We start from the raw sequence: 15254 nt of genomic DNA, 5'->3' as shown, positions 1-15254 counted from the left end.
AACGGCGTCGTTAACGTGGACTTTGCGGACATCCGCACAATTATGAGCTGTAAAGGTATGGCGCTCATGGGTATCGGTACTGCCGAAGGCGAAAACAGAGACCTTATCGCCGCTGAAAAAGCCCTCAGCTCTCCCCTTATCACAGACGTTTCCATCGCCGGAGCGGACTCTCTGCTGCTTAACATTACTTGCGGCACAGACTTCCGTATGTTCGAGATGGACAGAATCGCCACCAAGATCTATGAAGCGGCAGGCGATGAGGCTAACATATTCAAAGGCGTTGTCATCAACCCCGATATTACCAACGGCGAGCTGAGAGTTACAGTTGTCGCAACGGGGTTGGGAAAAAGCCGCGAAAAAAAGCCGGTAGACCTTGAGAGTTTTGCCGAGAAAGCAAAGGTCGGTAAAGAAATCAAAATGACACTCGGCACGATAAGGAAAACAGACCATAGGCTTAAAACGCTGACTGATTTCAACGAAGAGGAGTCTGAACTCCCCGCTTATCTGAGAAATCAGGCAGACTGAGAAGAATAGAGGTGCGTATACTCAACGTAGTCAACGTACGGTGGTATAACGCAACCGCCTGGTACGCCGTGTCTTTGTCATCAGCTCTCAAGTGCAGAGGGCACGATGTCGCTGTTCTCGGTTTGCCCGGCTCACCTCCTGTCCTTAAAGCTCGTGATGCCGGCCTCGACACGTTCGAGGTCGGCGTTAACTCATCAAATCCGCTGAAGGTTCTGGCGGCGATGGGAGCCATGGACAGAATACTCATGACATATCAGCCCGATATCATCATTGCTAATCGTGGTGAGTTCTTCTGGTATTTCGCATGGAGACGCATCACAAGGCAGAATTTCCGTCTTGTCCGTGTCAGAGGCGATATCAGACCGCCGAAAAACGGCAGATTCAACAGACTTTTCCATAACAGATGCACGGACGCCATCATCTGCTCCGGAAAATTCATAGCAGACAGCTTTAAAAAGATACTGGACACCCCTGACTCTGCGCTTAACGTTGTTTACGGCGGAGTGGATGTCAATAAGTTCAAAAAGAGCGAATTTGCCCGCATCAAAATACGGGACGAGTTCGGCTTCAAAGACGACGATCATGTGGTAGGCATAGTCGGCAGGTTCGACCCCATAAAAGGTCACGGAAACCTGATTAAGGCCGTTGGCAAGGCATATCGCGAGGGCAGAAGGAACATCAGGCTTGTAATAGCCGGTTTCGATGCCGTCAGCCGCACGGACAGCATCAATAAGATGATCCGTGAGAACGGAATAGAAGATATAACAATAATCACCGGATTCCGTGAGGATATAGCGGACATATACAACGCTCTGGATGTGTGTGTTGTCTCTTCACTGGGTTCAGAGGCCATCTGCCGGGTGGGCATGGAGGCCATGGCATGCGGTGTTCCGCTCATAACAAGCGACACCGGAGTGCTTCCCGAAATTTCAAAGAACGTCTATCCTAAAAACGACTGGGAAAGGCTGTCGGAGCTTCTGACAGACTACGACCCGTCGGTCACTCTCTATTCTCTGGAGGATTTCTCCTCCGCCTTCCATAAGATAATGCGGATGTGAAAAGCCCCGCATGGCAGTGCGGGGCTTTCAGGCTAAAAGAAGAGTTACGAGGTACAAAAATGATTTATATCAAAAATGACATAGTGCCATTTTTGATTAACGCCGGACAAGGCTAAGCCTTCATCCGGCTCACACTTCGCTTATATATTGCAAGTCAAACTGCATAAATCAGCTCCGTGAAGCATCGTCCTGATGCTTCATTAACCAAAGCATAAAAGGTCTGTTCCGAGTTTATATTCCTTATTATCATCAGTTGTTAATATCTTCATGTCTGTCAGTTTCTTAAGGTCTCGTCTGGCAGTCTGCTCGGTTTTGCCTGAATACAGAAAGCTGAAAGGCTTCTGTGTCTGAACTGAAGCCAGAGTGATGGTGTGTCCGCCGTCCATCATAAGCAGAACAAGGTCAAGCTGACGCTGATTCAGCTCTCCCTCATCTTTCATAATGTTCAGATACTCTCTCATGGTCAGGTCGTACAGATAGCCGTAGACACGGTCTTTCAGTCCGTCCAGTGAGGCGTTTACCGCCTCAAGGACGAACCGGATAAAAGGAGTTATGTCTCTTTTGGCTCTTTTTGACGCTGAGAATATGTTGAAATAATCTTCAGAGTTTTTGTGATAGCAGATGCTGAGGCTCATGGCCGTGTGGCGCATGTCCGCATGGCAGAGGATATATGCCTCAACAAGTCTTGCGGTGCGTCCGTTCGCTGTGAAAAAAGGATGGATGGCTGTAAGCTTTGCATGTGTAGCCGCCGCACGGACATAGGGAGAAACGGCCATCAGGGAAGGATGGTTGATGAACTCTATGAACTCCGCCATCTGTCCTTCAATATCCGCCGATCTCTTAGCTCCTGCTTTTGCGGGCTTGTCTCTGTATTCGCCGGGCACTGCGCCCTGCATGTCTATTCCTGCGGTCAGTGTTTTGTGCAGGCTTTTTATAAGCTCCTGAGTGATAACGGGTACTGTTCCGTCGGGAACGATACCGTTCAGTATTCTGTATGCGTATATCAGGTTGTTTATCTCTTTAAGCGTGTTTCCGGGTTTTGTTTTGGTGGTGCCTGAGCTGTAGATGGATGCTACTTCTTCCTTGGTGAGGGTGTTTCCGTCCAGTGCCGCCGTTGCAAAAATGGAGGAAACTGCAATATCGGTGTCCATCTCCGTTGCCTGCTGGGGCAGAAGAGGGATGTCGCTTATGGTGCCGTTAAGCACGGAAGCCCTTGTCAGAAGGTCGTTCAGAAGATTTTCGTCAAAGAACTCAGCAATATTAAAACCGTCAGCAGTAACCGCAATATTTTTATTAACCATGTAAAACCCTCTTAAATCAAAAATGTAACATTTTTAATTTCTAACCACAGATATTTATATATCATACTGGCATATTAATGTAAAGAAAAAAGTAGAATAAAATGTAAAGAAAAAAGTAGAATAAAATGTAAAGAAAAATGTAAAAATGCCGATAGGGTTAAAGAGAGAGAACGCAGCGGTATTGGTAAGTTGAAATTGACTATTTATCAGTTGTTTAGGGCTGGGGGGGTGAGGGGCTATTTTCTGGTGACGGTCTGGTGCTGATGCAGTTCGGCTGCTTCTTTTTCTGCGGTGGATATCTGGTCTTTTGCGAGAGACGAGGCGGCGGATTTCAGCATATCATCTGTATTAACACCGTTAAGTTTCGACAGGAAAAGATATTTATAGGCCTCTTTATGGTTAACAGGTATGCCGGTGCCCTTATCAAAAAGCTCTGCGGTCTTGACCTGCGCTTCGGGAATACCCTGATCTGCGGCACGTCTGATGTATGAAAAACCTTTTTCGGGGTTCTTTTCAACGCCGAATCCGGCTATGTAAACCTCTCCCAGCATGAAATTGGCGAAGGGATATTTGTTTCCGTCAACTCTTTCCAGCCAGTATACGGCCTTTACACCGTCACGCACCGTTCCCTGTCCGGCCAGATATGCGGTTCCTGTGAAAAATTTGGCATCCATGTGTCCCTGACGGGCGGCATTGCGGATCATCTCAAAACCCTTTTTCCTGTCTTCCGCAACCAGATATCCGTTGAAAAGATAAGTTCCGTAGGTGTACTGCGCCTGAGGCAGGCCTTTTGTTACAGCTGATTTAAGATATTTCATTCCCTTGGCAGTATCCTTAGGGATTCCGAATCCGTGGATATAATACTGGCTCATGCAGAACTCAGCCGCTCTGTCGCCTTCAGCGGCGTTCTTTTTGAACCACTGAAAGTTTCCGATATACTCTTCACTGCTGATTTCTGAAGACATGAAGACTTCGGTCAGGTTATTCTCCGATCCTTTGGCGGACTTTCCCGCAAGGGTGACCGCATCGTCAAGTTTTCCGGCGAATGCATTTATGGAAAATGCCATAGTCAGCAGATATATAAAAAATCGCATCTCTTATCCTTTTCAGTGTGGTGATCTATTATAACATATCTGAATTTCATGGTGAAATTGTAAAATTTTAGCTTGATTATCTGGTGAATATAAATATAATCATACTTCCTGAAAGGGGGTATAGCTCAGCTGGGAGAGCGCTACAATGGCATTGTAGAGGCCAGCGGTTCGATCCCGCTTACCTCCATAAGGCAAAGACCGATGCAGAAATGTATCGGTCTTTTTTTGTTTGTTGGTGTGAGCGGCTTTGCAATTATGAAAATAAAGTGTGGTAAAATCGAAATATACAATGGAGGCAAGTTATGAAAAAAATATTTATGACATTGGCCATTATTTTTTCAGTTTCCTGCGCTTTTGCGGCAACCATGGTTATAACCCTGACAAACGGAAAAGTTATCACCATCAGCACTGATGAGATTGAATCCATTTCCTTTAATGAAGGTTACGGTTCTGTTTCCTCCGTGAACCTGACAGGAAACTACATCAACAGCGGCCAGCCGGCTTATGCATCACAGCAGGGTTCAAATGTTGTCATAGACTACAACTACGCCGAACACGGCAAAGTTATCGGAAAAGTTAAAGGCAAGGTTCTTCAGGGATTCTGGATAGAGGACGCATCCGGAGTCAGATGTTCCAGCCAGAAGGACGGAAGATATTTCTGGGGCAAAATCGTTCTGGAAGTGCAGTCAAACGGTGATCTTTACGGAAAATGGGGATATTGCGAGGATAATGTTTCTGCTGACATCACATTCAGCAGGCAGTGACGGAAAAACTTAAGGCCGGTGCAGAGATGTGTCGGCCTTTTTTATCAGCGATATAATTTTATATTTCTAGTATCATGATTGATTTTTATTTGAAAGTATGCCATTCTGCCGGAAACTTATTTGAAAGGTGAAATTTATGGGGACTTCTGCAAAACTCTCATTTACCGACAGAAACCTGACCCTGATAATAATATCCGCCATGCTGGCGGGCGTTGCCTGCGGATATTTTATTGACGGCATAGAGAATATCATCAATGCATTCAATGTAGGCACAACCAACATTCCCATAGCTCTGGGGCTTATCATAATGATGTATCCGCCTTTTGCCAAGGTGCATTATGAAGATCTGCCGGACGTTTTCCGCAATGTTAAGGTGCTGATGGTCTCTCTGGTTCAGAACTGGCTCATAGGACCTTTTCTGATGTTCTTTCTGGCTATAGTGTTTCTGCCGGACAAGCCCGACTACATGGCCGGACTGATTCTTATAGGCCTTGCCAGATGCATTGCGATGGTGATCGTCTGGAACGAACTGGCGGAGGGGAGCACTGAATATGCGGCGGGTCTGGTGGCTTTCAACTCCATATTTCAGGTGCTTTTCTACAGTGTTTTTGCATGGTTTTTCATGACCGTTCTGCCCCCTCTGTTCGGACTGCGGGGCACGTATGTTGACATATCCATTAAAGAGATAGCTGTGAGTGTGTTCATCTATCTGGGGATACCGTTCATAGCGGGTTACATAACCAGAATGATAGGACTGAAGCTCATGGGCAAAGAAAGGTACTACAGAGATTTTGTGCCGAAAATAGGCAAGCTGACACTCATCGCCCTGCTGTTCACAATATTCGTGATGTTCAGCCTCAAGGGTAAGATGATAGTTCAGATACCCTACGATGTTGTGAGAATAGCTGTTCCTCTCTGCATATATTTTGCGGTTATTTTTGTTATTTCATTCTACATGGGCAAGAGGTGCGGAGCCGGATATAAGGTGACGACGACTCTGGCTTTTACGGCCGCCAGCAACAACTTTGAGCTTGCCATAGCCGTTGCGATTGCGGTTTTCGGGATAAACTCGGGTGCGGCTTTTGCGGCGGTTATAGGTCCTCTGGTGGAGGTTCCTGTTATGCTTGCTCTGGTTAATGCCGCTTTTTACTTCAGAAAGAAAATGTTCTGACATCCGGCTGAAAACTATATGACAAACATGAGCTATAATCCGGGAATAATAGAGGTGCTATATGGTTAACAGGGTTCTTTTTGTATGCATTCATAACAGCGCACGCAGCCAGATGGCGGAAGCCTATCTGAACAGTCTTTCACAGGGCAGATTTACTGCGGAGAGCGCAGGTCTTGAACCGGGTGTGCTTAATCCGTATGTGGTTAGGGTCATGGCCGAGGACGGAATAGATATTTCCGGCAACGCAACGAAGAGCGTGTTCGATTTATATAAAGAGGGAAAAATATATAGCCATGTGGTGACAGTCTGCGACCAGGAGGCGGCGGAGAGATGTCCTGTTTTTCCCGGAATAACCAACCGCATCCACTGGAGCTTTCCCGATCCTTCGTCGGCAAAGGGGAGCGAAGAGGAGAAGCTGGCGTTCGCAAGAACTGTCAGGGATTCTATTAAAAAGCAGATAATTGAATTTATAGATGAAATGTAACAGGGCGGGGTAATTCCCCGCCCTCCTTATTTAGCCTTTTCGATAAGGCTGACTATTTCTTCCGGTTTCAGATATTTTCCATAGGAGACGACCTTTTCGTCGATCACAACAGCGGGTGTGCTCATGACACCGTATCCGGCTATCTGAGCCATGTCGCCGATATTTTCCACTTCTGCATCGATGCCGAGCATACTTACCGCTTTCTTTGCGTTTTCAAACGTTTCCGTACTTTTTTTGCAGCATGCGCCAAGAACTTTGATTTTCATTTAATCCTCCGAAATATTTAAACCATATAAGGCTGAAGAACGTTGAACAGATACCCGATGATGATTATGCCCAGGGTGCATATACCCACGAAAATGGCCAGCAGTTTCGGCTTGACCGCTTTTCTGAGCATGATTATCGAGGGAAGAGACAGGGTTGTCACCGCCATCATAAAGGCAAGAACAGCGCCGAGCTGTGCACCCTTTCCGAAGAGTGCTTCGGCTATGGGCAGTGTGCCGAATATGTCAGCATACATGGGAACGCCAACCGCTGTGGACAGGATCACTGAGAAGGGATTACTGCCGCCCAGAACTTTTTCTATGACAGCTTCGGGCATCCAGTTGTGGATGAATGCGCCGATGCCCACACCTGCGAGAACATAAGGGAAGACCTTTTTACCTGTGGAATAGGTCTGATCCCACGAATAAACAAGTCTGTCCTTTCTCGTCAGTTCCGGAGCTTCGATGTCGATTCTGCCGGCCGCCTTAATGTATGACTCTATCTGGTCTTCCATCTTAAGCTTTTCTATGAGCATTCCGCCTGCCATTGCCAGCACAAGACCAATGATAACATAAATAACTGCTATCTTTGCGCCGAATACCGTCATAAGAAGCACCAGAGAGCCGAGATCCACCATGGGGGAGGAGATCAGGAAAGAAAAAGTAACGCCTATTGGCAGTCCGGCACTGGAAAAGCCTATGAACAGAGGGATGGATGAACAGGAGCAGAATGGGGTGACCGTTCCAAGCAAGGCAGCCATCAGGTTCGCCCTCATTCCCGTAAACCTGCCGAGAATCTTTCTGCTGCGCTCCGGCGGAAAGTAGCTCTGGATGTAGGATATTGCAAAAATAAGAAAACCCAGCAGAAGCATTATCTTCACTGTGTCGTAAAGGAAAAAGTGCAGGCTGGCTCCGGCCTTCTCCTGAATATTCACACCCGCCCGCTGGACAAGGTTTCCCGTAAGGTCGTTGAGCCACTGCATCTTCAAAACCTGTGTCTGAATAAAGTCCCAGAGAAACATAAAACCTCTTTGTATCGAAAAAATTCGATATGTATGATAAAATAATCAGCCCTTAAGCGTCTTTGTCCGTAAGTTCCTTCAAAAGGTTTCCGGCATGCCTGACACCTTCAGGGCTGATTGAGTAGTGTGTCCATTTGCCCTCTTTTCTGGGCAGAACTATTCCGGAGTCGCATAATATCTTCATGTGATGGGAGAGCGTGGGCTGGCTTATTTCAAGCTCTGCAAGAATTTCGCAGGCGCATCTTTCCCCTCTGCGGAGCATTCCTATTATATGAATCCGCTTAACATCGCTGAAGGCTCTGAAAACCGCTGCTGAATCTTTATATTTTTCGGCTGACATTATGCTCACATATTTAAAATTTTCTATATATTGTCACTCGCATCGAAAAAAGTCAATATGAATTTACGGTCAGCTTATAAGCCCTTCCATGATGGCAAATGCGCTGGCTGCAGACACCACAGCCCAGAGAACCACACCCTGAGCCATAGGTTTTATCCCCGTTTTGCCGAGCACCTCTCTGGTGAGGCCGCTTCCGATGAGAAACAGAGTGACCACAAGGCTCTGTTTTGCGATGGCATTCAGAGGATGCCAGACGGTCTCCAGCTGAGGCAGAGCTGTTTTCAGCATTGCGGCTATCAGAAAGCCCAGTATGAAAAGAGGAAATTTTGCTTTGCCTTCAGACTTGCTGATCCATGCCGCAAAAACTGCCGAGGGCATTATCCAGAGCGCCCTTGTCAGTTTAACGGTTGTGCCGACCGCCAGCGCGACGCTTCCGTATGCCGCCGCCGCACCCACAACACTGCTGGTGTCGTGAATTGCCAGAGCAGACCATAATCCGAACTGACGCTGGGTCATATCCAGAAATATCCCTGTGGGCGGAAAAATTATAAGCGCAATTGAGTTAAGAGTGAAAACTGTTGCCAGAGCAACTCCCGTCTCTTCCGGTTCCGCTTTGATTACGGGAGCCATCGCCGCAATGGCGCTTCCTCCGCAGATGGCTGAACCGAAGCTTATGAGGGTTGATGTTCTCTGGGGTATCCGAAGTGCCCTCCCCAGCATCAGCCCCACAGCCATCGCAAAAGTTATGCTGACTGCTGTGTACACAAATGCCTCTTTCCCTGTTTTAAGAACCTCAGGCAGGTTCATTCCGAATCCCAGACCAACCACAGACAGCTGAAGAAGACGCCTGCTCCATGTTGAAACTCCGCCGCTGAAAGGATTGCCCATCAGCAGAGCGAAAACAATTCCCGCCGTCAGCGCCACGGGTGCCGTTACAACAGGCAGAAAACAGCATATAAGCAGAGACCAGAAAAGAATTTTAATCATGTTCCCGTTCATTTCCCTGTCCTCCTTGTGTGTTTTGATTGCATTATAATATGACTTTTTGTATATAAATAAAAATACAAAATATTGAGCAAAATAATCAGTTTTGCTTATGAGCGGTGCTGCTATGACCATAACTCTCAGACAGCTTGAAATATTTGAAAAGGTTGCTGTAAATCAGCATGTGACCAAAGCGAGCGAACAGCTCTATCTGAGTCAGTCCGCAGTCAGCATGGCCATTGCCGACATGGAGCGCATAACCGGAGCACCGCTTTTCGAGCGCAGAGGCAGAAGGCTGATACTGAACGACAGAGGCCGTGAGATTCTGCCGGAGGTTCAGGAGGTTCTGAGAAGGGTTTCCGGAATAGAGCAGTTCCTTAGCGAATCTGTGGGTGAACCTGTGGGTGTTCTTAAGGTGGGAGCCAGCACGACAATAGGAAACTATCTGCTGCCGAAGATAGTAGGCGAGTTCTCAGCCCGCCATCCGAAGGCAAAAGTTCTTCTGTATGTTGCCAACACTCAGCTGATAGAGGAGGCAGTGGAGCGGGGCGAATATGATCTGGGGCTGATAGAAGGGCCATCGCATAACCCATCGCTTAAAGCTTCACCTTGGATTGAGGACGAACTGGTTGTTATATCCGGCAAAAAGCATCCTTTTGCGGATGCCGGAAATGTGACGGTGGATATGCTTGCGGGTGCGGACTGGATAATCAGGGAAAAGGGGTCGGGAACAAGAGAAATATTCGAAGCGGCCATGGCGGCGCACGGAATAGAATATAACGTTTCCATGGAACTTGGACACACAGAGGCCATAAAAAAGGCTGTCGAGGCAGGGATGGGGGTCGGCTGTCTCTCCCGGATGGCCGTTCAGCGGGAGCTGAACAACTGGTGGCTGATGGAGATAGGAACGCCTCTTGATCTCAGGCGCACACTTTATATAGTTACACGGGAAAACAGCTATCAGACAAGGCTTTTCAGAGCATATACCGATCTGCTGGAGAGCATCAGCGGTTAAGTTTTTTTTAAAGCGTTCAGCACCTCCGCATGGATATCCGCTGAAAGGGTGTCTGCGCCGGCGGAAATAAATCCGTTGGATTTGAGTATTGAGTTAAAAGCATAAAAGGCCTCGGCGAAGGCTGTGTTAAAATTCTGCCCTTTAGCACCGTAATGTTTTCTGAAAGATTTCCGGCACTGTGCCGTTCCGCCCTCCGCCCAGTTCATAAGCAGTCGCATATGCTTTTTGCAGAGCATGGCCATCAGCTTTTCAAGATCGATTCTGGTTTCGATATCCCCGGATGAGGTATAGGACAACAGCGGGGCATTAGTCTCCTGCATTTTGGCCAGACGACCGGTCATTGTCGGAATTTTTGATGCCACCGTTGATTTCGAAAGCCATTTGACAGCGTATAAGCAGTTTCTGAACAGCATATCCACCTCCTTGTTCCATACATTTCTACAGGAAAATTTCTTTCAATAGGTTTAAGAGAAGCAAACTCAGTGTTCAGTTTCTGATTTCGCTTAAACATTTCGTGATTCCGGTTGTGGTATAAAACCTTCAGACAGGAAAAAACTTAAAACGAGGTGCGGGATGAAATTCAGGTTTATTCTGGAGTTTGATGACGTAAGGCAGTATGACAGGCTGCGAAAGAGACTGGAATATAACAGGGAGTCGTTCAGTGCGTCCTCCTGTTCCTCCGGAGGCGGTTTCTGCGGGTACATCATGCTGGAGAGTCTGGACGCCGTAACACCTGTTTACGGCGAGCTGAGCAGAAGGTTTGAGAGCTGCGGACGCAAACCGCAGGACGTTGCGCAGGAGATGCACCTGCATATCGCAGGGACTGCGAAGCTGTCTCGCATATCGGCGGTTTCATGGGATGATGTCGGGCAGTCAGCAGTGCTGCAAAGCAGGGTCATGGCTGAGAAGGGTACAAACTGCGGTGAGGTTCTGGATGCGGATATTCAGAAGACAATCAGGGAACTGGCAAAAAAAGAGACGTTTAAACTGTTCAGGTGCGGGCTGGCACCGGATTTTGATGACACGCTTAATGAGCTTGTGTCATTGGGATATCAGGTGTTTTCTGAAACCAGACACGTTTCGGGGCTTGAGGTACGGTTTAAAACATACTTTGAGTCGGCATTGAAAAGGAATTTCGCCGAATACAGGCAACGGCTGGCAGGCAGATGGGAAATCCCTCTGCACAGCCTCAACTGCCTCTCTCCCGAATAGGGCGGGAGGCTTTTTTTATGCTCTGCGGAGAAAGCATATAAAAAAGTTAATAAATTTTTAGCTTATCTGGCAACGTCTTGCCGTCATGAATCTTCATAAGGCCTGTGTGGCTGGTTTCATTTTTCAGACTAAGAGGGGTAAGAGCGCAAAGAACAGCGCACATCCGGCAGAGACCGGATATCGCACATGATTTTAAAGAATACGGGATATTTGCGACTACGCTCCCGTTCCGATTTTTCCATGTGCGTTAAGAATATGCGGTTTTTTTTGCCGCATGGGGACCTTTCCAGAAGGGGAGGTCCGGCTGACAAAATATAACAATAGGAGGATTTATGTTGCGAATGTTTCTGGCTGCAAATGCGGAGCTGGGAGTTGACAACAGATTCTCGCTGACCAAGTCACTGATATCCGGAAGAAAATACAATGTAACGGTATATCTGAAAGATATTGTGAACGGAAGTTCTTCCATATGGGATGCAGGCGACATCATTGATATTAATGATGAGGACTACAACGGAATTTTCATTAATATCGTGCTGCCTTTTACTGCAGATCTTTCAAAGCCAGCTGACTCAAGCTCAGTGGCATTGGCAGAATTTATCAGGGAGGGTTTCAGCAGTGCTTTCGGCACAACCACAAAAGCCTTCGACTATACCCACAATATCTGGAGCTTGAACTTCATGATTGAACATCCGTACTGGTTTTTAGGTGTGATCAATGTGGGCGGAATGGAGAACTACATCGAAATCTGATTCCTTTTGCTTTCAAGAAAAAATTTAAGAGGTTAAATCAATGCAGGACTATTCAGAACTCAGAGGACTCAAAGATACTATCAACGGGAGCCTGGCTTCTCTCAGAAGCAATTTCGCAGGCACGACCTATCCCTGTAATCCCGTTGCAGGCCAGAAATTCTATCACACAGAAGAGTTGATAGAGTATATTTTCAACGGCACAGAGTGGGTTACGGAGGGCAGAAGCCACAACCACGACACTATGTACTACACCGAGGCGGAGGTGGACGAGAAGCTTTCCATGAAGAGCGACCTGACACACCTTCACGATGAAAGATACTATACCGAGCCGGAAATCGATGCAAAGATGTCCAATGTGGACGGTAAATTTTCAGCAGTTGACAGCAAACTCGCCGCAGTTGACACCAAGTTTGTTGAAGTTGACGGCAGACTGGATTCGGCTGATGCGAAGTTTACGGCTGTGGATGCCAAATTCGACGTTGTTGACGGTAAGTTCGCAGATGTCGAAGCAGAGCTTGCACAGAAGAGCGATGTTTCTCACCTCCACGACGACAGATACTACACCGAGACGGAAGTCGACGGCAAATTCGCCGCAGTTGACACCAAGTTTGTTGAAGTTGACGGCAGACTGGATTCGGCTGATGCGAAGTTTACGGCTGTGGATGCCAAATTCGATGTTGTTGACGGTAAGTTTGCAGACGTTGAGGCAGAACTTGCACAGAAGAGCGATGTTTCCCACCTCCACGACGACAGATACTACACCGAGACGGAAGTCGACGGCAAATTCGCCTCAGTTGACACCAGGTTTGTTGAAGTTGACGGCAGACTGGATTCGGCTGATGTGAAGTTTACGGCTGTGGATGCCAAATTCGACGTTGTTGACGGTAAGTTCGCAGATGTTGAGGCAGAACTTGCACAGAAGAGCGACGTTTCCCACCTCCATGACGACAGATATTTTACCGAGGCAGAAGTCACAACCTTTCTGGCAGGTAAGGCAAACACTGCACACGACCACGATGGCAGATACTACACTGAAGCGGAAGTCGATACCAAACTTGCGGCCAAGTCTGATGCTACCCACGCTCACGATACGAGATACTACCAGAAGTCTGAGATAGACACTCAGATGGCGGGCAAAAGCGCAACTGGTCACCTTCACGATGACAGGTACTACACAGAAACAGAGGTCGACACTAAACTTGCGGCCAAGTCTGACGCTACCCATGCCCACGACACGAGATACTACCAGAAGTCCGAGATAGACACTCAGATGGCGGGTAAGAGTGCAGCAGTCCACACTCACGATGACAGATACTTTACCGAGGCTGAAACATCAACACTTCTTGCCGCCAAGGCAGAAGCGGTTCACATCCATGACGACAGGTATTATACAGAAACAGAAGTTAACTCTCTGCTGTCCGGCAAAAGTGCCACAAGCCACACGCATGATGACAGGTATTACACTGAAACAGAGGTAGACACAAAGCTTGCGGCCAAGTCTGACACAACCCACGTTCACGACACGAGGTACTACCAGAAGTCCGAGATAGACACTCAGATGGCAGGCAAGAGCGCAACGAGCCACCTTCATGACGACAGGTATTACACGGAAGCGGAGATCGATGCGAAACTTGCAGGACTGGGTACGGCCGAGCACAACCACGATGAGAGATACTACACCGAATCTGAGGTGAACTCCCTGCTTTCCGGCAAATTATCGGCATCGGGAGCTACCATGACAGGCGCTCTGACTTCATTCAGAGAGACCAAAGTCAACGTTGCTGCGACATCAGGTGTGATCAGTTTCAACTGTGCCTCCGGAAACGTTTTCGTGGTAACACCGACAGGTAACGTAACCGGACAGTCGTTCAGTAATGTTCCTGCCGGAACTCAGGCGTACTGTATGACAATCGATATTGTCGGTAACGGGTCTGCGATTACGTGGGCATGGAACAGTCAGGTCAGGTTTTCGGCCGGAACTCCCCCTGTCATAAGTACCACTAATGGAAGGCATAACCTTATTACCATGATAACCTATGACGGGGGTGGAAGCTGGTATGCGGCGTCAGTGGTGAATTTATGAGCCGAAGAAATCTGATGGTTAACATCCACAATCCAGGGCATCGGAACAAAGCAACAACAACATTGACTGGACCAGGTATATACACAATTCATATGTACCCTGATCCTAACTTTAGTTCTCTGTGGGATTCAGGGGATATTATTACTATAGGACCTATATTTACTATAGTTCCTCGTGCATTTAATGTTACACAGCAAACATCGTATGAAGAGGCAGTAGTTTCAGAGATGGCATTACATTTGACGACATTCTATGAGACAAAGACCGCTTCATATTTTTGGGATTCAGCTAAATCTCAATGGGTTCTTCGCTTTGAACTCTGGGAAGGATCAGTCGATGGAGTTGAAGTTTTCAATACTGATGGTGAGAGAATAGTAACTTCACTAATAGCTTAAGGTGAATGTATGGACTATTGCAAAAATGGAAAAATACTTCACTCCAAAACAGCAAGAGAACAGTATTTCCTCGAAACCAACACGATTCTTCCGCTTTTTGAAGATGGTCTAGATGATGTTGAACAACACTACATAGCAGCAGGCTACATCCCCGTTCAGTACGAGGAGAAACCTGAGGTCGCACCCTATCAGAAGCTGGTGGAGAACGAACCTGTGATAGCTGACGGCGTGTGCTATGTCAGCTTCCGTGTGGAGCACAAATCCGATGAGGAGATATTCCGTCTCAGGCAGAGAGCTTATCAGACGGAATCCGACCCGCTTTACATGGAATGGCTCTATGACCAGACCGATGAAAAATATGCGGAGTGGAAGAGCAGGGTTCAGCAGATCAAGGCCAGATATCCCAAAAAGAACTGATGTGCCCAGAGGCGGCGCAGGAGACAAGATGACAGCGTTTATAACAAAGGCCGTTATAGCGGCCACAGGAAATATCCTCTATGCGTTTTTTACGGAGAGGATGGTTTCGAGAGTAATTCTTGAGGTGCTCAAAACCCTTGCGGCAAAGACCAGCAACAGGCTTGATGACGAGATCATCGGTCAGCTGGAAAAGAGCATGAACCTCTGACCAGAAAAGCCCCCTGCGCAAACAGGGGGCTCCTTTTTTTATTTCACTATGTCCAGCAGTCTTTTTTCACCCTTCAATTCCCTTATCTCACTCACTTCCTGACTCACTTCGATGGTTCCTCTGTATTCCCCTTTTGCGTCACGAATGGCGAAATACTGAATAAGAA

18 protein-coding genes, 1 tRNA gene and 1 pseudogene are annotated in these 15254 nt (G+C 47.4%); 13 read left to right on the top strand and 7 right to left on the bottom strand.

Annotated elements, in window-relative coordinates:
- Window positions 1-525: pseudogene (locus C8D98_RS13620) on the top strand (cell division protein FtsZ); the annotation flags it as partial.
- 68 nt (window positions 526-593) lie between these two features.
- On the top strand, window positions 594-1583 hold the full coding sequence (locus tag C8D98_RS13615) for a glycosyltransferase family 4 protein (protein ID WP_243640976.1): 990 nt from the start codon (window positions 594-596) through the stop codon (window positions 1581-1583).
- A 200-nt stretch (window positions 1584-1783) separates the two neighbouring features.
- Here the strand turns inward: C8D98_RS13615 and C8D98_RS13610 are convergent, their stop codons facing one another.
- The gene (locus C8D98_RS13610) at window positions 1784-2884 is read right to left on the bottom strand and encodes a Fic family protein (RefSeq protein ID WP_132874720.1); all 1101 of its coding nucleotides are present in this window, start codon (window positions 2882-2884) and stop codon (window positions 1784-1786) included.
- A gap of 236 nt (window positions 2885-3120) precedes the next feature.
- A complete protein-coding gene (locus C8D98_RS13605; protein ID WP_132874719.1) occupies window positions 3121-3978 on the bottom strand; it encodes a tetratricopeptide repeat protein in 858 nt (285 codons plus the stop codon).
- A 114-nt stretch (window positions 3979-4092) separates the two neighbouring features.
- Here C8D98_RS13605 and C8D98_RS13600 point away from each other — a divergent pair.
- The 4 genes from C8D98_RS13600 (at window position 4093) to C8D98_RS13585 (ending at window position 6397) form a co-directional block, all read left to right on the top strand.
- Window positions 4093-4165: transfer RNA gene (locus C8D98_RS13600), tRNA-Ala, on the top strand.
- Between the two features lie 115 nt (window positions 4166-4280).
- Window positions 4281-4742, top strand: a complete 462-nt coding sequence (locus C8D98_RS13595; RefSeq protein WP_132874718.1) for a hypothetical protein — start codon at window positions 4281-4283, stop codon at window positions 4740-4742.
- A 136-nt stretch (window positions 4743-4878) separates the two neighbouring features.
- Window positions 4879-5913 (top strand): ACR3 family arsenite efflux transporter, encoded by a 1035-nt coding sequence (gene arsB, locus C8D98_RS13590; RefSeq protein ID WP_132874717.1) that lies wholly within the window; start codon window positions 4879-4881, stop codon window positions 5911-5913.
- A gap of 61 nt (window positions 5914-5974) precedes the next feature.
- Window positions 5975-6397: an arsenate reductase ArsC gene (locus C8D98_RS13585; protein WP_132874716.1), complete on the top strand. Its 423-nt coding sequence runs from the start codon at window positions 5975-5977 to the stop codon at window positions 6395-6397.
- Between the two features lie 26 nt (window positions 6398-6423).
- Here the strand turns inward: C8D98_RS13585 and C8D98_RS13580 are convergent, their stop codons facing one another.
- From C8D98_RS13580 to C8D98_RS13565, 4 genes are all read right to left on the bottom strand, one after another.
- The gene (locus C8D98_RS13580) at window positions 6424-6663 is read right to left on the bottom strand and encodes a thioredoxin family protein (RefSeq protein ID WP_132874715.1); all 240 of its coding nucleotides are present in this window, start codon (window positions 6661-6663) and stop codon (window positions 6424-6426) included.
- Window positions 6664-6680: 17 nt separating this feature from the next.
- Window positions 6681-7682 (bottom strand): permease, encoded by a 1002-nt coding sequence (locus C8D98_RS13575; protein WP_132874714.1) that lies wholly within the window; start codon window positions 7680-7682, stop codon window positions 6681-6683.
- A gap of 52 nt (window positions 7683-7734) precedes the next feature.
- Window positions 7735-8022: an ArsR/SmtB family transcription factor gene (locus C8D98_RS13570; protein ID WP_132874722.1), complete on the bottom strand. Its 288-nt coding sequence runs from the start codon at window positions 8020-8022 to the stop codon at window positions 7735-7737.
- A 69-nt stretch (window positions 8023-8091) separates the two neighbouring features.
- Window positions 8092-9021 carry a YeiH family protein gene (locus C8D98_RS13565; protein WP_132874713.1) on the bottom strand — a complete coding sequence of 310 codons (930 nt, stop codon included), beginning with the start codon at window positions 9019-9021 and terminating at the stop codon, window positions 8092-8094.
- Between the two features lie 112 nt (window positions 9022-9133).
- Here C8D98_RS13565 and C8D98_RS13560 point away from each other — a divergent pair, with 112 nt between their 5' ends.
- Entirely contained in the window at window positions 9134-10021 is an 888-nt protein-coding gene (locus C8D98_RS13560) for a LysR substrate-binding domain-containing protein (protein ID WP_132874712.1), read from the top strand.
- On the opposite strand, the gene C8D98_RS13555 is transcribed toward C8D98_RS13560, so the two are convergent.
- Window positions 10018-10434: a hypothetical protein gene (locus C8D98_RS13555; RefSeq protein WP_132874711.1), complete on the bottom strand. Its 417-nt coding sequence runs from the start codon at window positions 10432-10434 to the stop codon at window positions 10018-10020. The genes C8D98_RS13560 and C8D98_RS13555 overlap by 4 nt on opposite strands.
- Before the next feature lie 160 nt (window positions 10435-10594).
- On the opposite strand from C8D98_RS13555, the gene C8D98_RS13550 reads away from it, so the two are divergent.
- From C8D98_RS13550 to C8D98_RS13525, 6 genes are all read left to right on the top strand, one after another.
- Window positions 10595-11233 carry a hypothetical protein gene (locus tag C8D98_RS13550; RefSeq protein ID WP_132874710.1) on the top strand — a complete coding sequence of 213 codons (639 nt, stop codon included), beginning with the start codon at window positions 10595-10597 and terminating at the stop codon, window positions 11231-11233.
- 332 nt (window positions 11234-11565) lie between these two features.
- On the top strand, window positions 11566-11985 hold the full coding sequence (locus tag C8D98_RS13545) for a hypothetical protein (RefSeq protein ID WP_132874709.1): 420 nt from the start codon (window positions 11566-11568) through the stop codon (window positions 11983-11985).
- A 40-nt stretch (window positions 11986-12025) separates the two neighbouring features.
- Window positions 12026-14068: a hypothetical protein gene (locus C8D98_RS13540; protein WP_132874708.1), complete on the top strand. Its 2043-nt coding sequence runs from the start codon at window positions 12026-12028 to the stop codon at window positions 14066-14068.
- Between the two features lie 14 nt (window positions 14069-14082).
- Window positions 14083-14463 (top strand): hypothetical protein, encoded by a 381-nt coding sequence (locus C8D98_RS13535; protein ID WP_132874707.1) that lies wholly within the window; start codon window positions 14083-14085, stop codon window positions 14461-14463.
- A gap of 9 nt (window positions 14464-14472) precedes the next feature.
- Window positions 14473-14880 (top strand): hypothetical protein, encoded by a 408-nt coding sequence (locus tag C8D98_RS13530; protein ID WP_132874706.1) that lies wholly within the window; start codon window positions 14473-14475, stop codon window positions 14878-14880.
- A gap of 28 nt (window positions 14881-14908) precedes the next feature.
- The gene (locus C8D98_RS13525; protein ID WP_132874705.1) at window positions 14909-15088 is read left to right on the top strand and encodes a hypothetical protein; all 180 of its coding nucleotides are present in this window, start codon (window positions 14909-14911) and stop codon (window positions 15086-15088) included.
- Window positions 15089-15254: the final 166 nt, after the last annotated feature.

The organism is Seleniivibrio woodruffii, assembly GCF_004339245.1.
Taxonomy (GTDB): domain Bacteria; phylum Chrysiogenota; class Deferribacteres; order Deferribacterales; family Geovibrionaceae; genus Seleniivibrio; species Seleniivibrio woodruffii.
Note: the sequence above shows the minus strand (reverse complement) of the source record. Positions and strands in the feature narration are given on the sequence as shown.

Excerpts from the sequence above, each read along its gene's own strand:
- C8D98_RS13610 (WP_132874720.1), bottom strand. The coding sequence starts at position 2,884 with ATGGTTAATAAAAATATTGCGGTTACTGCTGACGGTTTTAATATTGCT.
- C8D98_RS13605 (WP_132874719.1), bottom strand. The coding sequence starts at position 3,978 with ATGCGATTTTTTATATATCTGCTGACTATGGCATTTTCCATAAATGCA.
- C8D98_RS13595 (WP_132874718.1), top strand. The coding sequence starts at position 4,281 with ATGAAAAAAATATTTATGACATTGGCCATTATTTTTTCAGTTTCCTGC.
- arsB (WP_132874717.1), top strand. The coding sequence starts at position 4,879 with ATGGGGACTTCTGCAAAACTCTCATTTACCGACAGAAACCTGACCCTG.
- C8D98_RS13585 (WP_132874716.1), top strand. The coding sequence starts at position 5,975 with ATGGTTAACAGGGTTCTTTTTGTATGCATTCATAACAGCGCACGCAGC.
- C8D98_RS13580 (WP_132874715.1), bottom strand. The coding sequence starts at position 6,663 with ATGAAAATCAAAGTTCTTGGCGCATGCTGCAAAAAAAGTACGGAAACG.
- C8D98_RS13575 (WP_132874714.1), bottom strand. The coding sequence starts at position 7,682 with ATGTTTCTCTGGGACTTTATTCAGACACAGGTTTTGAAGATGCAGTGG.
- C8D98_RS13570 (WP_132874722.1), bottom strand. The coding sequence starts at position 8,022 with ATGTCAGCCGAAAAATATAAAGATTCAGCAGCGGTTTTCAGAGCCTTC.
- C8D98_RS13565 (WP_132874713.1), bottom strand. The coding sequence starts at position 9,021 with ATGAACGGGAACATGATTAAAATTCTTTTCTGGTCTCTGCTTATATGC.
- C8D98_RS13560 (WP_132874712.1), top strand. The coding sequence starts at position 9,134 with ATGACCATAACTCTCAGACAGCTTGAAATATTTGAAAAGGTTGCTGTA.
- C8D98_RS13555 (WP_132874711.1), bottom strand. The coding sequence starts at position 10,434 with ATGCTGTTCAGAAACTGCTTATACGCTGTCAAATGGCTTTCGAAATCA.
- C8D98_RS13550 (WP_132874710.1), top strand. The coding sequence starts at position 10,595 with ATGAAATTCAGGTTTATTCTGGAGTTTGATGACGTAAGGCAGTATGAC.
- C8D98_RS13545 (WP_132874709.1), top strand. The coding sequence starts at position 11,566 with ATGTTGCGAATGTTTCTGGCTGCAAATGCGGAGCTGGGAGTTGACAAC.
- C8D98_RS13540 (WP_132874708.1), top strand. The coding sequence starts at position 12,026 with ATGCAGGACTATTCAGAACTCAGAGGACTCAAAGATACTATCAACGGG.
- C8D98_RS13535 (WP_132874707.1), top strand. The coding sequence starts at position 14,083 with ATGGTTAACATCCACAATCCAGGGCATCGGAACAAAGCAACAACAACA.
- C8D98_RS13530 (WP_132874706.1), top strand. The coding sequence starts at position 14,473 with ATGGACTATTGCAAAAATGGAAAAATACTTCACTCCAAAACAGCAAGA.
- C8D98_RS13525 (WP_132874705.1), top strand. The coding sequence starts at position 14,909 with ATGACAGCGTTTATAACAAAGGCCGTTATAGCGGCCACAGGAAATATC.